Consider the following 13,915-nt stretch of genomic DNA (forward strand, 5'->3'; position numbering starts at 1 on the left):
AATGGACGACAAGACCATGAGTTCCAACGATTCCCTCGCACGCCTTGCCGATGTGATTGAAAGCCGCAAGCCTGCCAACGGCGGCGATCCCGACAAGAGCTATGTCTCGCGCCTGCTGCACAAGGGGCCGGATGCGTTCTTGAAGAAGATCGGCGAGGAGGCCACCGAAGTCGTCATGGCGGCCAAGGATGTGGACCACGGCGCCGACAAGTCCAAGCTGGTTTACGAAGTGGCCGACCTCTGGTTCCACTCCATGGTGGCGCTGGCCCACTATGGCCTCACGCCTGCCGATGTACTGACCGAGCTGGAGCGCCGCGAGGGCACCAGCGGCATCGAGGAAAAAGCCTTGCGCAAGGCCGTTGCGCGCACTGCCGAAGAAGGGGCCCCATGAACGACATCATCGACGTTCAAAGCAATGAGCAAAAGGCCCAGGGCCTGAAGAACATCGGCTGGGTCAGCTATGTGCTGCACCTCATCGTGGCCGTGGGGGCTGTGCTGCCAGGCGCGCAGGCCAGTGCGCTGTTGCTGGTCATTGCGCTGGTGATTGACTTGGTCAAGCGCAGCGATGCCGAGGGCACCTGGCAGGCCAATCATTTCTCCTGGCGCATCCGCTCGACGATCTGGGCTGGTGTTCTGTATGTGGTGACCGCGCCCCTGTGGCTGCTGCTGATTGCGCCGGGCTGGATTGCCTGGGGGCTGATCTCGCTGTGGTTCCTGTACCGCATCGTGCGCGGCATGCTGGCCATGAGCAAGAACCAGGCGGTGGATGCCTGAACCGACGGCGTCCCTGTCGCACCTGTCATCCCTGCCACGGCTGAACCTGGCCCTGCAGGGTGGGGGCTCCCACGGTGCGCTCACCTGGGGTGTGCTGGATGCCTTGCTGGAGGATGGCCAGTGGCAGTTTGATGGCGTGAGCGGCACCAGTGCTGGCGCGATGAATGCCGTGGCCATGGCGCACGGCTTTGCCAAAGCCGCACAGGAGTACAAAGACCCGCACGAAGCGCACCTGGCGGGTTGCGTCCAGGCGCGTCAAACGCTTACCCGGCTGTGGGAGGGCGTGGGCACGCTGGGCAGCCTGATGTGGGGCTCGCCCCTGTCGGCCGCCAACCCCATGATGGGGCTGATGCGCCAGTGGCTCTCGCCCTACCAGACCAATCCGCTCGACATCAATCCGCTGCGCCGCCTGCTGGAGCGCGAGGTGGACTTTGACCTGCTGTGCACTGTGCGCCGCGCCAGCGCTGCGGCGGACGGGCCCAAGGTGTTTGTGTGCGCCACCAACGTGCGCACCGGGCGCGGCGAAATCTTCTCTGGCCCCCGGCTGAGCGCGGATGCCGTGATGGCGTCGGCCTGCCTGCCAGCGCTGTTCAAGGCCGTGGAAATCGACGGTGAGCATTACTGGGACGGCGGCTATTCGGGCAACCCTGCGTTGCACCCGCTGATCTATCAGACCGAGACCTCCGACATCCTGCTTGTGCAGATCAACCCCATCGAACATCTGGATCTGCCCCACTCAGGCCAGGAAATCATGGAGCGCATGAACGAAGTCACCTTCAATGCCAGCCTGCTGGCCGAGTTGCGCGCCATCGAGTTCGTGCGCCGTCTGCTGGCTGAGGGCAAGCTGGATGCGCGACGCTACAAAAGCGTCCGCATGCACCGCATCGACGGCGGCGCCGTGCTGGCGCCCTTTGGCGCCGACAGCAAGGCCCGTGCAGACATGGCCTTTGTGCGCAAGCTTTTCGCCCTCGGCCGCACGGCCGGGCAGGAATGGCTGCACGCGCACCGCAAGGATGTGGGTGTGCGGCCCACCATCAATATCGCTGAAAATACATGAAGCCCCCCTGTGCCGCCTACGGCGCCTTCCCCCTTGGGGGACGCCACCCGTGGCCTGGCAAAGCCAGTTCCACGGTGGCACTGGCTTCGCGCGCGCCGGTTGCGACCGCTTTGGATGGCGAGCAGCGCTTGGTGACCTGTTAATTTTGTACTGACATTTTCCTCATGCACGATCCGAACTGCCTCTTCTGCAAAATCATCGCAGGCCAGATTCCTTCGAAAAAGGTCTATGAAGACGAAGAAATTTTCGCCTTCCACGACATCCACCCCTGGGCGCCGGTGCACTTTCTGATGGTGCCCAAGCTGCATATCCCTTCGATGGCGCAGGTCACCGAGGAACACGCGGGTGTGCTGGGGCGCATGATGGCGCTGGCGCCGAAGCTGGCAATGGAGCAGGGCTGCAACCCGTACCCGGAGGGTGGCTTTCGCGTCGTGGTAAACACGGGGCTTGAAGGTGGGCAGGAAATCCACCACCTCCATATCCATGTGATGGGCGGTCCCCGTCCGTGGCTCAAAGGCTGAACCAGGCTGACGGGTCGTGCAGGGAGATTCCCGCAGTTCTGCTTGGGCTGTGAACTCCTGTCACGCCCCCCGTCTAAAATGATTGCAATTCGTTAGGAGATATTCCATGGGCTCTTTTTCCATCTGGCACTGGCTGATCGTGCTGCTGATCGTCGTCATGGTGTTCGGCACCAAGAAGCTCAAGAACATGGGCTCCGATCTCGGGGGCGCCGTCAAGGGCTTCAAGGACGGCATGAAAGACGGTTCGGCCGACGCGGCTGCCACCACCACCCCACCCGCGGGCCAGGTTGCCAACAACCCTGCGACCGACAAGACCACCATCGATGTCGAAGCCAAGCAAAAGAGCTGAGCGGGCTGTTCCCGCTGGCACCCGCACGCTTTGCTCTTGATCCATGATTGATATTGGCCTGTCCAAGATGGCGCTGATCGGCGCGGTGGCTCTTATAGTCATCGGGCCCGAGAAGCTCCCCCGTGTGGCCCGCACGGTGGGCACCCTGCTGGGCAAGGCCCAGCGTTACGTGTCCGATGTGAAGGCCGAGGTCAACCGGTCCATGGAGCTCGACGAGCTCAAGAAAATGAAGGACACGGTGGAGAACGCCGCACGCGATGTGCACAACTCCATCCAGACCAGCGCCAGCGAGTTCGAAAAGGACTGGGCCGAGGCTACCGACACCGCCAGCTCGGCGTTGCAGGACCAGACCGCCGTCGTGCCGGCTTACAAACACCCCGGCAAGAACTGGCGCCTCAAGCGGGGTGCGGTGCCCCAGTGGTACAAGGCCCGAAGCGGTGTGCGCACCAAGGCACAGTCCGGCGCGGCCCGTGTGGCGCGTTTCCGTCCCCGTAAATTCCATTGATGCAGCAGCCACCAGCGCACCGCGCGCTGCATGGGCGGCCCTGACGCCCACGAAAACCCAACATGTCCGAAACCCCTTCCAAAGAAGACGAGCTGGCCGGTACCGAGCAGCCGTTTGTGCAGCACCTGATGGAGCTGCGCGACCGGATGGTCAAGGCCATCATTGCCATCGCGATTGCGGCGGCGATTTTGTTCTTCTTCCCTGGCCCTGGCGCGCTGTATGACTTTCTGGCGGCGCCGCTGGTGGCCCACCTTCCCAAGGGCGCCACGCTGATCGCCACGTCGGTGATCTCGCCGTTCATGGTGCCGCTCAAGATCTTGTTGATGTCGGCCTTTTTGCTGGCACTGCCGTTTGTGCTGTGGCAGGTGTGGGCCTTTGTGGCGCCGGGCCTGTATTCGCACGAAAAGAAGCTGGTGCTGCCGCTCGTGATCTCCAGCACGCTGCTGTTCTTCATCGGGGTGGCGTTTTGCTACTACCTGGTGTTTGGCCAGGTGTTTGCGTTTATCCAGAGCTTTGCGCCCAAGAGCATCACCGCCGCGCCAGACATCGAGGCCTACCTGAGCTTTGTGCTGTCGATGTTCCTGGCGTTTGGCTTGTCCTTCGAGGTGCCGATTGCCGTGGTGGTGCTGGCCCGCATGGGCATCGTGAGCGTGCAGAAGCTGCGGGAGTTTCGTGGCTATTTCATCGTGATCGCCTTTGTGATCGCTGCCATCGTCACGCCGCCCGATGTGGTGTCGCAGCTGTCGCTGGCGATCCCCATGTGTCTGCTGTACGAGGTGGGCATCTGGGCGGCGCAGATCTTCATCAAGCACACCAAAGCCCCGGAAGAGGGTAGCGAGCCCGCCTCCAACGCCTGAAGGTTGAGTTTCTCGTGAAAATGAGCTCTAGCGCTTGTTGGATAAGCGCTCCAAGCTATATTTTTAATAGCTGACGGGTTGCATCAGCGGCCATGTCGCAGTGTTCTGCGCGCAGCCCCTAAAAACTGGCGCGTGCCCAATACCAGTGCCACCGCGGAACCGGCTTTGCGAGGCCGCTGGAGGCGTCTCCCTTTGGGAAAACGCGCAGCGGCTCGGGGGGCTTACCGTCTCACATTGCGCTGAGGCTTGGGGCGCACGCCGGGGTTGATGCTCAGTTCCACCATCTTGTCGCCACGCTGCACGTTGAATGGTGCCGCAGTGCCGGGCTTGAGCCCCGCCACGGCGGTCAGCAACTCGGACACATTGCTCACTTTCCTGCCTTCAACCCGCACGATCACATCGCCGGGCCGCATGCCCGCCTGGGCGGCGGGGCCGTCCTGCAGCACGCCGGTGATGATCACGCCCTCGGTGGCTTTCACGCCGAAGGTTTCTGCCAGCTCGGGTGAGAGTTCGTTGGGCTCCACGCCAATCCAGCCGCGTGTGACCTGGCCGTCCTGCACGATGCCATCCAGCACCATGCGGGCCGTAGACACGGGGATTGCAAAGCCGATGCCCATGCTGCCGCCCGAGCGCGAGTAGATGGCCGTGTTGATGCCCATGAGGTTGCCATTCACGTCCACCAGCGCGCCGCCCGAGTTACCAGGGTTGATGGCCGCATCGGTCTGGATGAAGTTCTCGAAGGTGTTGATCCCGAGCTGTGTGCGGCCCAGCGCGCTCACGATGCCGCTGGTCACCGTCTGGCCCACGCCAAACGGGTTGCCGATGGCCAGCACCTGGTCGCCCACGGCGAGTACGTCCGAGTTGCCCAGCACGATGACGGGCAGCTTGTCGAGTTCGATCTTGAGGATGGCCAGGTCGGTGTCGGGGTCGGTGCCGATCACGCGAGCGCGGGCGCGGCGGCTGTCGGTCAGCGTCACTTCGATCTCGTCGGCGCCCTCCACCACGTGGTTGTTGGTCAGGATGTAGCCGTCGGGGCTCACGATCACCCCGCTGCCCAGCCCGGCCTGCGCCTGGGCACCCTGGTCGCCAAAGAAGAACTGGAACCAGGGGTCGTTGCTGCGCGGATGGCGCACGGCCTTGCTGGTGTTGATGCTGACCACCGCCGGCGCCGCCTGGCGCGCCGCAGCGCTGAAGCTGCCTGCGGCAGGTTGCGCATTGGCCGGGGTAGGGGGTGCTTCGAGCAGCGCAATGCCAGCGCCGGAGCGTGTGGTGGCGCCGCGGCCCAGCCAGCTCGGCTGCAGGGTGGCGACAACGAAGTAGGCCGCAACGAACACCGTGACGGCCTGCGAGAACAACAGCCAGATGCGTTTCATGAAATTCTGTACAGGTGATGGGCTGGAGAAGGGGTGGCGGGCGGTGCGCATGCCACGGCTGCCTCCCGGAGAAAAGCATTGTCCCCCATGTGTGGGCGTGGGCCACGCGCGACAATAGCTGCATGAGCATTTCCCGCACCGAACTTTTGCAGGCGTTTGACAGCCTGCTGCAACCCGAGCGCTTCAAGGACTATGGCCCCAACGGCTTGCAGGTGGAGGGCAAGGCCGAGATCAGCCGCATCGTCAGCGGCGTGACGGCCAGCCGCGCCCTGATCGACGCGGCCATTGCTGCCCAAGCGGATGCCATCTTCGTGCACCATGGCCTGTTCTGGCGCGGGCAAGACGGCCGGGTGACGGGCTGGATGAAGCAGCGTTTGCAGTTGCTGCTCGCGCATGACATCAACCTGTTTGCCTACCACCTGCCGCTGGATGCCCACCCGGAACTGGGCAACAACGCCCAGCTAGGCCGGGTGCTGGGGCTCGTGGCCGACGCGCGGTTTGGCGAGAACGATCTGGGCTTTGCCGGGCCTGCCGCGTTTGCCGATGGGCGGGCCCTGGCAGACCATGTCGCGCAGGCCCTGGGCCGTGCCGTCACCTGGGTGCCGCCGGAAGGCGCTACTGCGCAGCGGCCAGTCTGCCGCGTGGCCTGGTGCACAGGAGGCGCTCAGGGCTATTTCGAGGCGGCGATTGCGGCTGGGGCCGACGTGTTCATCACCGGCGAGATTTCCGAGCCCCAGGCGCATCTGGCCCGCGAGATGGGGGTGGGTTTTATCGCAGCAGGGCACCACGCGACCGAGCGTTATGGGGCGCCTGCGGTGGCGGCGCAGGTTGCAGGGCAGTTGGGTCTGGGCCACCAATTCATCGAGATCGACAATCCTGCCTGATCGCTGGTAGCCTGGGTTTTAGCTATAAAAATAATAGCTACTTGCGCTTGTAAATAAAGCGCTAGGGTCACTTTTTATCTGAAATCAAACTTCCATGAAGCCTCTCGCCATTACCCAGGGTGATCCCGCCGGCATCGGCCCCGAAATCGTGGCCAAGGCCTTTCGCGATGCTTCGGCCGATATGCACGGCTGTTTTGTGGTGGGCGATGTCGCCACCTTGCGGCGTGCGGCCCAGGCCATTGTGCGGCCCGGCGTGCCCAGGGTACCCGTGGCACAGATTGCTGTGCCCGCCGATGTGCTGGACGTGCCGCCCCGCTGTGTTCCGGTGTTGCAGTTGCCAGGCATTCCTGGCCCGCAGCCCTGGGGGCAGGTTAGCGCCGCCGCTGGCCGTGCTGCCGCAGACAGCGTGGTCTGGGCCGCCCGCGCGGCGCTGCGGGGCGAGGTGGCGGGGCTGGTCACGGCGCCCTTGCACAAGGAGGCCCTGGCGGCAGCGGGCGTGGCGTTTCCGGGCCACACCGAGCTGCTGCAGGTCGAGGCCGCCGCGCACCAGGGGGTATCGCTGGCGCAAATGCCCGTGCGCATGATGCTCGCCAGCGACGAGCTGCGCACGGTGCTGGTCAGCATCCACATGTCGCTGCGCGATGCCATTGCGGCGGTCACCACGGACAACGTCCTGCAGACGTTGCAAATCACGCACGCTGCCCTGGTGCGCAGTCTGGGGCGGGCGCCGCGCATCGCGGTGGCGGGGCTCAATCCCCACGCTGGCGAGGGCGGGCTGTTCGGTAACGAGGAAGCCGAGGTGATTGCGCCGGCCATCGCCGCTGCGCGCGCGCAGGGGCTGGATGTGCAGGGCCCCTTCGCTCCCGACACGGTGTTCATGCGCGCGCGCAGTACGCCCCATCGCGCTGGAGAGTTCGACGTGGTCATTGCCATGTACCACGACCAGGGGCTTATCCCGGTGAAGTACCTCGGGGTGGACAAGGGGGTGAACGTGACCCTGGGCCTGCCCCTGGTGCGCACCAGCCCCGACCACGGCACTGCGTTTGACATAGCGGGGCAGGGTATTGCCGATGCTGCAAGCCTCATCGAGGCCGTGCGCATGGCGCGGACCCTTTGTGGATGAAACAGTCCCATGGCGCTGTGGCTAAGCGCAAAAACAAAAAACTATCAATTCGATAGCGGATTGTTGAGGGATGGGGCTTCAAACTGGCGCGCCCCGAGCCAGCAGCCATCGCGCAAGGGCCACTCCGCCGCGCTGGCGGCGTCCCCCTTCAGGGGGAAGGCGCGTAGCGACTCAAAGGGGCGTTATTTTTTCAAGCTATCTCTGATCTCGCGCAACAGGACGATGTCTTCGGCGGGCGCGGCTGGGGCTTCGGGGGCTGGCGCAGGGGCTTCGCGCTTGAGGCGATTGATCTGCTTGATCATCATGAAGATGATGAACGCCAGAATGATGAAGTTGACGGCCACGGTCAGGAAGTTGCCATAGGCAAACACCGGCACGCCCGCCTTCTTGAGGGCATCGAGCGTCATGGCCGTGCCCGGTGGCACGGAGCCCAGTACCACGAAGAGGTTGGAAAAGTCGAGTTTGCCGAACACCAGCCCCACCACCGGCATGATCAGGTCGGACACGACCGAATCCACAATCTTGCCGAACGCCCCTCCAATGATCACGCCGACGGCAAGGTCGATCACATTGCCCTTGACCGCAAACTCCCTGAACTCCTGCATCATCCCCATGGTGTGCTCCTTGTTTGAATGGTGATGCCGGAGTATTGCCCGGCGCGGTGCCCTGTCAAGACAGTCACCCACTTTGAAATAACCATTTTCACTCCGCTACAATTCGCGGTTGACCCAACAATAGCGATGTTTACCGAGGATCCCCATGAGTGACACACCAGTCGACACCAGTAAAAGGACGTGGCTGATTGCGTCCGGATGTGCCGGTGCCGCTGGCGGAGTGGCAGTTGCAGTGCCTTTCGTCAGTAGTTTTCAGCCTTCGGAAAAAGCCAGAGCGGCCGGTGCCGCTGTAGAGGTGGACATCTCCGCCCTTCAGCCCGGCGAAAAGCTGACCGTTGAATGGCGTGGCAAGCCCGTGTGGATCCTGAAGCGCACTCCCCAGCAGCTGGAGTCTCTCGCTCAGACGGAATCGCAGCTGGCCGATCCCAAGTCGGATCGCAAGACGTACCCCACCCCCGAGTACGCCAAGAACCAGCACCGTTCGATCAAGCCGGAAGTGTTTGTGGGCGTGGGCATCTGCACCCACTTGGGTTGCTCGCCCGGAGACAAGTTCCAGACCGGCCCACAGCCCTCGCTGCCAGACGACTGGCACGGTGGCTTCCTGTGCGCCTGCCACGGCTCCACGTTCGACGTGGCTGGCCGGGTCTTCAAAAACAAGCCGGCGCCTGACAACCTGGAAGTGCCGCCGCACATGTACCTGTCCGACACGCTGCTGTTGATCGGCGAAGACAAGAAGGCCTGAGGTAAATCGACATGGCTGAATTCAAGGAAATCTCCCCCAACGCCTCGGCAGGCGCCAAGGTCACGAACTGGTTCGAGAACCGCTTCCCGACCGCTTTTGACGCCTACAAGGTGCACATGTCGGAGTACTACGCTCCGAAGAACTTCAACTTCTGGTACATCTTCGGCTCGCTGGCCCTCGTTGTGCTGGTGATCCAGATCGTGACCGGCATCTTCCTGGTCATGCACTACAAGCCCGACGCCAGCCTGGCGTTTGCTTCGGTCGAGTACATCATGCGCGATGTGCCCTGGGGCTGGCTGATCCGCTACATGCACTCCACAGGCGCCTCAGCGTTCTTTGTGGTGGTGTACCTGCACATGTTCCGTGGCCTTATCTACGGCAGCTACCGCAAGCCGCGCGAACTGGTCTGGATCTTCGGCTGCGCCATCTTCCTGTGCCTGATGGCCGAGGCCTTCATGGGCTATCTGCTGCCCTGGGGCCAGATGTCGTACTGGGGCGCCCAGGTGATCGTGAACCTGTTCGCTGCCATTCCCTTCATCGGCCCTGACCTGGCGCTGCTGATCCGTGGCGACTTTGTGGTGGGCGATGCGACGCTGAACCGCTTCTTCAGCTTCCATGTGATCGCTGTCCCGCTGGTGCTGCTCGGCTTGGTGGTGGCCCACTTGCTGGCGTTGCACGACGTGGGTTCCAACAATCCTGATGGCGTGGAAATCAAGGGCCCCAAGGCGCCCAAGGATGCCAATGGCAAGCCGCTCGATGGCGTGCCTTTCCATCCCTACTACACGGTGCACGACATCTTCGCGCTGAGCATGTTCCTGATGGCGTTCACGGCCGTGGTGTTCTTTGCGCCTGAGTTTGGTGGCTACTTCCTGGAGTACAACAACTTCATCCCGGCCGATCCGCTGGTGACGCCGTTGCACATCGCGCCGGTCTGGTACTTCACACCGTTCTACTCGATGCTGCGTGCCATCACGACCGAGATGATGTACGTTCTGGTGCTGTGTGTGCTTGCGGGTGCTGCCTTTGGTGTGTTCAAGGCCAAGTTGCCAAGTTTCATCAAGGCCGGCATCGCCGGTGCCGCCGTCGTGGCGGTGGTGCTGATGCTGTCGATCGACGCCAAGTTCTGGGGTGTGGTGGTGATGGGTGGTGCCGTGATCATCCTGTTCTTCCTGCCCTGGCTGGACCACAGCCCGGTGAAGTCGATCCGCTACCGTCCCGACTGGCACAAGTACCTGTATGGCGTGTTCGTGATCATCTTCCTGATCTTGGGCTATCTGGGTGTGCAACCCCCTTCGCCCATTGGCGAACGTGTGTCGCAGGTGGGTACGCTGTTCTACTTTGGGTTCTTCCTGCTGATGCCCTGGTGGAGCCGTATTGGCGAGGCCAAGGCCGTGCCCGACCGCGTGACCTTTGTGGCGCACTGAGCCCCAGGAGATAACAACAATGAAGAAAATCATCCTCACGTTGGTGGCCGCCCTGGGTCTGGCTGCTGGCTCTGCACTGGCTGCGGGCGGTGGCATTCCGCTGGACAAGGCCCCCGTCAAGACGAACGATCTGGCCTCGCTGCAAAATGGCGCCAAGGTTTTCGTCAACTATTGCCTGAATTGCCACTCTGCAGCGTTCATGCGGTTCAATCGCCTGAAAGACATCGGTTTGACCGATCAGCAGGTCAAGGACAACCTGTTGTTCACTACGGACAAGGTCGGCGAAACCATGAAGGCGGCGATTGATCCCAAGCAGGCCAAGGCCTGGTTTGGTGCCAATCCCCCCGATCTGACCGTGATCGCCCGTTCGCGTGCTGGCGCCGGTGGTTCGGGTGCGGATTACCTGTACACCTACCTGCGTACTTACTACCGCGACGAAACCAAGCCGACCGGCTGGAACAATCTCGTGTTCCCCAACGTGGGCATGCCCCACGTGTTGTGGGAGCTGCAGGGTGATCGCCGCCCAGTGTTTGAAGAGCACGAAAGCCATGGCCACAAGACCCAGGTTTTCAAGGGTTGGGAGCAGGTCAGGCCTGGTCTGATGACCCCACTGCAGTACGACCAGACCGTGGGTGACCTGGTGAACTACATGCAATGGATGGCAGAACCCGCGCAAAACACCCGCAAGCGCGTGGGTGTCTGGGTGCTGATTTTCCTGGGTGTGTTCACGGTGATTGCCTGGAGGCTCAACGCAGCCTTCTGGAAAGATGTGAAGTAACGCGCGCAGCAGTCATATCCATTGAAAGCACCCTTCGGGGTGCCTTGGTTTTTTTGCAGAGTGGGCGCTTTTGGCGTCCCACTCTTTTGATTTTTAGGAGCCTCCCACCATGATGGTGCTTTACTCGGGTACGACCTGTCCCTTCTCCCACCGCTGCCGTTTTGTCCTGTTCGAAAAGGGCATGGACTTTGAAATCCGCGATGTGGACCTGTACAACAAGCCCGAAGACATCAGCGTGATGAACCCCTACGGCCAGGTTCCCATTCTGGTCGAGCGCGATCTGATCCTGTACGAGTCGAACATCATCAACGAGTACATCGACGAGCGCTTCCCCCATCCCCAGCTGATGCCCGGCGACCCCGTGGACCGCGCCCGTGTGCGCCTGTTCCTGCTCAACTTCGAGAAGGAGCTGTTCGTGCACGTGAACATCCTGGAGTCGCGCGCGACCAAGGGCAACGAAAAGGCGCTGGAAAAGGCGCGTGCGCACATCCGTGACCGCCTGACGCAGCTGGCTCCTGTGTTCCTCAAGAACAAGTACATGCTGGGCGACAACTTCTCCATGCTCGACGTGGCCATTGCCCCGCTGCTGTGGCGCCTCGACTACTATGGCATCGACCTCAGCAAGAATGCAGCTCCGCTGCTCAAGTATGCAGAACGCATCTTCTCGCGCCCTGCGTACATCGAGGCGTTGACCCCATCCGAGAAGGTCATGCGCAAGTAACTTGCGGCCTGCCCCGTTCCCTATTCACAGCAGTTGCCTTTCACCTTCATGACCGCACAGGAATCCACGTCCACACGCCCGTACCTCATTCGTGCCTTGTACGAGTGGTGCACCGACAACGGGCTGACGCCGTATGTGGCGGTGCGTGTCGATGACTCGGTGCAGGTGCCTCGTGAATACGTGAAGGATGGTGAGATCGTCCTGAACATCAGTTTTGATGCGACGAGCGCCTTGCAACTGGGCAACGATTTCATCGAGTTCAAGGCCCGGTTTGGCGGCAAGCCGCGTGAGATCCTCGTGCCGGTGGGGCGGGTGATCGCCATCTATGCCCGTGAAAACGGGCAGGGTATGGCGTTTCCGCCCCCGGTGGATGTGCTGGCTGGTGGTGCGGCTGCTGCCGGGGCCATCGCGCCTATGCTGGCAGAAGCGGTGTCTTCCGAAGATGCTACTGCTGCGAGTGGAGCGCAAACTTCCGAGGACCGCGTGGTGCAGTTGGTGTCTGCGGATGACGGCAGGAAAGATGGCGACGAAGGGGGTGACGCACCGCGACCACCTCCGGCTGCGGGTGGTGCTCGGCCATCGCTCAAGCGGGTGAAATAACCGCCCCTTGTTTTTTTGAGGCTGCTTTTTCCACGATAAAATGCAGCCTTCGCCGGTTTAGCTCAGTTGGTAGAGCACCCGCCTTGTAAGCGGTAGGTCGTCAGTTCGATTCCGACAACCGGCACCAGTTTTCTCCTGTTCCTCACCGCATTCCCTGATCCTGGCGTTGACCGTCAGGTTTGAACTTTCAGGCGAATCGCGTTAACCTCCCACCCCCGGCTGCGCAAATGCGCCTGCAAAGCAGGCAGCAGTTGGCGTATTTTTGCCGCGGCGGCATTGCTTTTGACCAGCAGGCACCAGGAGTCACCATCGATGGGACCGGCCTGGATCGCTGGGCGCAGCGCCGCAGGAATCAGCATTTCAATGGCCTTGAGCCGATCACTGGAGTCGCGTGTCAGCGCTGTGAGCTTGGCCAGCGTGGGAGAGTCCTCGCTGGCTTGCTGCAGGGTGACGGCGTAGTGGCGGCGGTTCATGGTGTGCGTCTTCGGGCGTGGAGAATTCGTAGTGCATCTGATTATCACGGACGCCAGGCTGGCGCGCAGCCGGGCCATTCACTTGTCGGGCACCCGCCTGATCCTGGCAGGGCTCTTGCTGTCGCTGTGCCTCATGCTGGTGGCTGCGACGCTGTACCACTGGGTGTTTCTCAAGGGCGCGCGTGAAGGCTGGCCGATTGTGGGGTCATTGGTACGGCTGGTCGTCAAGGACGAGTTTGCAGAGCGGGACCGTTTCATGCGTGCCAATCTGGATGCCATGGCCCGCCGCGTTGGCGAGATGCAGGCTCGCATGGTGCAGCTGGAATCCTTGGGCGACCGCGTGCTGGGCCTTGCAGGCATGGCGCCGGCCGATGTCCAGAAGTCCGATGGTCGTGGAGGGGTGTTGGTCAGTGCACGCAATCTCTCCATGGAGGAACTGCAATCCACCCTTGACGAGCTGGAGCGCCTGACCAACCAGCGTGTGGATTTGATGACCGTGCTCGAATCGCGCCTTTTTGATCAGCACATCCGCAAGAAGATGATTCCTACCCATGCACCTGTCACCGGACGGGTGCCGGGCTCGGCGTTTGGCTGGCGCGTAGACCCAATCACCGGCCAGTCGGCCTTGCACACGGGCCTGGATTTTCAGGCAGATACCGGAACACCGATCCTGGCAGCTGCGGGGGGTGTAGTCGTGACGCAGGAATACCATCCGGCTTACGGCAACATGATCGAGGTGGACCACGGCAACCAGCTGGTCACGCGCTACGCCCACGCGTCGCGCACCTTGGTCAAGCAGGGCGACATCGTGCGCCGTGGCCAGAAGATTGCCGAAGTGGGAACCACAGGGCGTTCCACCGGTCCCCACCTTCACTTTGAGGTGCTGGTGCAAGGGGTTTTCCAGGACCCACAGAAGTTTCTCAGCGCTGGCGGCACGGCTGCGGGTGCGCAGGTTGCGGCGATCCAGCCGCACGCATCGCCCGGCCAGCCGGCCACACCTGCAGCAGGCAGGTAAAATCGCGGGTCCGGTGTTCACGGCCCGGGATTGCAGTGCTTGCAATCCTTGGTGATGGACCCACCTGAACTCAATTCATCTTAGGGATTTCGGTCGCTTGACGCG

18 protein-coding genes and 1 tRNA gene are annotated in these 13,915 nt (G+C 62.3%); 16 read left to right on the forward strand and 3 right to left on the reverse strand.

Translation table 11 applies throughout. From position 1 onward, the window contains the following. Positions 1-16 precede the first annotated feature (16 nt). From KW832_RS02970 to tatC, 7 genes are all read left to right on the forward strand, one after another. Positions 17-391, forward strand: a complete 375-nt coding sequence (locus KW832_RS02970; protein WP_218299085.1) for a phosphoribosyl-ATP diphosphatase — start codon at positions 17-19, stop codon at positions 389-391. Beyond that, the gene (locus tag KW832_RS02975; RefSeq protein ID WP_121422438.1) at positions 388-774 is read left to right on the forward strand and encodes a hypothetical protein; all 387 of its coding nucleotides are present in this window, start codon (positions 388-390) and stop codon (positions 772-774) included. The genes KW832_RS02970 and KW832_RS02975 overlap by 4 nt, the downstream gene beginning before the upstream one ends. Further along, positions 767-1,831, forward strand: a complete 1,065-nt coding sequence (locus KW832_RS02980; protein ID WP_218298716.1) for a patatin-like phospholipase family protein — start codon at positions 767-769, stop codon at positions 1,829-1,831. Before KW832_RS02975 ends, KW832_RS02980 begins: the two co-directional genes overlap by 8 nt. Positions 1,832-1,995: 164 nt before the next feature. Next, a complete protein-coding gene (locus KW832_RS02985; RefSeq protein WP_055399213.1) occupies positions 1,996-2,352 on the forward strand; it encodes a histidine triad nucleotide-binding protein in 357 nt (118 codons plus the stop codon). A gap of 106 nt (positions 2,353-2,458) precedes the next feature. After that, entirely contained in the window at positions 2,459-2,701 is a 243-nt protein-coding gene (gene tatA / locus KW832_RS02990) for a Sec-independent protein translocase subunit TatA (protein WP_055399211.1), read from the forward strand. Positions 2,702-2,744: 43 nt separating this feature from the next. Continuing rightward, entirely contained in the window at positions 2,745-3,206 is a 462-nt protein-coding gene (gene tatB, locus KW832_RS02995) for a Sec-independent protein translocase protein TatB (RefSeq protein WP_055399209.1), read from the forward strand. Between the two features lie 62 nt (positions 3,207-3,268). Then, positions 3,269-4,063 (forward strand): twin-arginine translocase subunit TatC, encoded by a 795-nt coding sequence (gene tatC / locus KW832_RS03000; protein WP_121422440.1) that lies wholly within the window; start codon positions 3,269-3,271, stop codon positions 4,061-4,063. A gap of 221 nt (positions 4,064-4,284) precedes the next feature. Here tatC and KW832_RS03005 read toward each other — a convergent pair whose 3' ends face one another. Beyond that, positions 4,285-5,436, reverse strand: a complete 1,152-nt coding sequence (locus KW832_RS03005; protein ID WP_218298715.1) for a S1C family serine protease — start codon at positions 5,434-5,436, stop codon at positions 4,285-4,287. A gap of 122 nt (positions 5,437-5,558) precedes the next feature. Between KW832_RS03005 and KW832_RS03010 the strand changes: the two genes are divergently transcribed. Then, positions 5,559-6,320, forward strand: coding sequence for a Nif3-like dinuclear metal center hexameric protein (locus KW832_RS03010; protein ID WP_218298714.1), 762 nt, complete (start codon positions 5,559-5,561; stop codon positions 6,318-6,320). 94 nt (positions 6,321-6,414) lie between these two features. Then, complete coding sequence (pdxA, locus tag KW832_RS03015; protein ID WP_218298713.1) at positions 6,415-7,443, forward strand: 4-hydroxythreonine-4-phosphate dehydrogenase PdxA; 1,029 nt, start codon at positions 6,415-6,417, stop codon at positions 7,441-7,443. Between the two features lie 182 nt (positions 7,444-7,625). On the opposite strand, the gene mscL is transcribed toward pdxA, so the two are convergent. Continuing rightward, entirely contained in the window at positions 7,626-8,057 is a 432-nt protein-coding gene (gene mscL / locus KW832_RS03020; protein ID WP_055399204.1) for a large conductance mechanosensitive channel protein MscL, read from the reverse strand. A 145-nt stretch (positions 8,058-8,202) separates the two neighbouring features. Between mscL and petA the strand changes: the two genes are divergently transcribed. The 6 genes from petA (at position 8,203) to KW832_RS03050 (ending at position 12,449) form a co-directional block, all read left to right on the forward strand. Beyond that, the gene (gene petA / locus KW832_RS03025; protein ID WP_055399203.1) at positions 8,203-8,799 is read left to right on the forward strand and encodes a ubiquinol-cytochrome c reductase iron-sulfur subunit; all 597 of its coding nucleotides are present in this window, start codon (positions 8,203-8,205) and stop codon (positions 8,797-8,799) included. Between the two features lie 11 nt (positions 8,800-8,810). Then, the gene (locus KW832_RS03030; RefSeq protein WP_121422443.1) at positions 8,811-10,223 is read left to right on the forward strand and encodes a cytochrome bc complex cytochrome b subunit; all 1,413 of its coding nucleotides are present in this window, start codon (positions 8,811-8,813) and stop codon (positions 10,221-10,223) included. 19 nt (positions 10,224-10,242) lie between these two features. After that, entirely contained in the window at positions 10,243-11,001 is a 759-nt protein-coding gene (locus KW832_RS03035; protein ID WP_055399199.1) for a cytochrome c1, read from the forward strand. 109 nt (positions 11,002-11,110) lie between these two features. Beyond that, the gene (locus KW832_RS03040; protein ID WP_007854512.1) at positions 11,111-11,722 is read left to right on the forward strand and encodes a glutathione S-transferase N-terminal domain-containing protein; all 612 of its coding nucleotides are present in this window, start codon (positions 11,111-11,113) and stop codon (positions 11,720-11,722) included. Between the two features lie 48 nt (positions 11,723-11,770). Beyond that, positions 11,771-12,322 (forward strand): ClpXP protease specificity-enhancing factor, encoded by a 552-nt coding sequence (locus KW832_RS03045; RefSeq protein WP_055399369.1) that lies wholly within the window; start codon positions 11,771-11,773, stop codon positions 12,320-12,322. A gap of 51 nt (positions 12,323-12,373) precedes the next feature. Continuing rightward, a tRNA-Thr gene (locus KW832_RS03050) sits at positions 12,374-12,449 on the forward strand. A 46-nt stretch (positions 12,450-12,495) separates the two neighbouring features. Here the strand turns inward: KW832_RS03050 and KW832_RS03055 are convergent. Further along, a complete protein-coding gene (locus KW832_RS03055; RefSeq protein ID WP_055399197.1) occupies positions 12,496-12,795 on the reverse strand; it encodes a hypothetical protein in 300 nt (99 codons plus the stop codon). Positions 12,796-12,826: 31 nt separating this feature from the next. On the opposite strand from KW832_RS03055, the gene KW832_RS03060 reads away from it, so the two are divergent. Further along, positions 12,827-13,810, forward strand: coding sequence for a M23 family metallopeptidase (locus KW832_RS03060; RefSeq protein ID WP_228898777.1), 984 nt, complete (start codon positions 12,827-12,829; stop codon positions 13,808-13,810). Positions 13,811-13,915 lie beyond the last annotated feature (105 nt).

The sequence above is a fragment of the Acidovorax sp. sif0632 genome, from assembly GCF_019218805.1.
Classification (GTDB): domain Bacteria; phylum Pseudomonadota; class Gammaproteobacteria; order Burkholderiales; family Burkholderiaceae_C; genus Acidovorax; species Acidovorax facilis.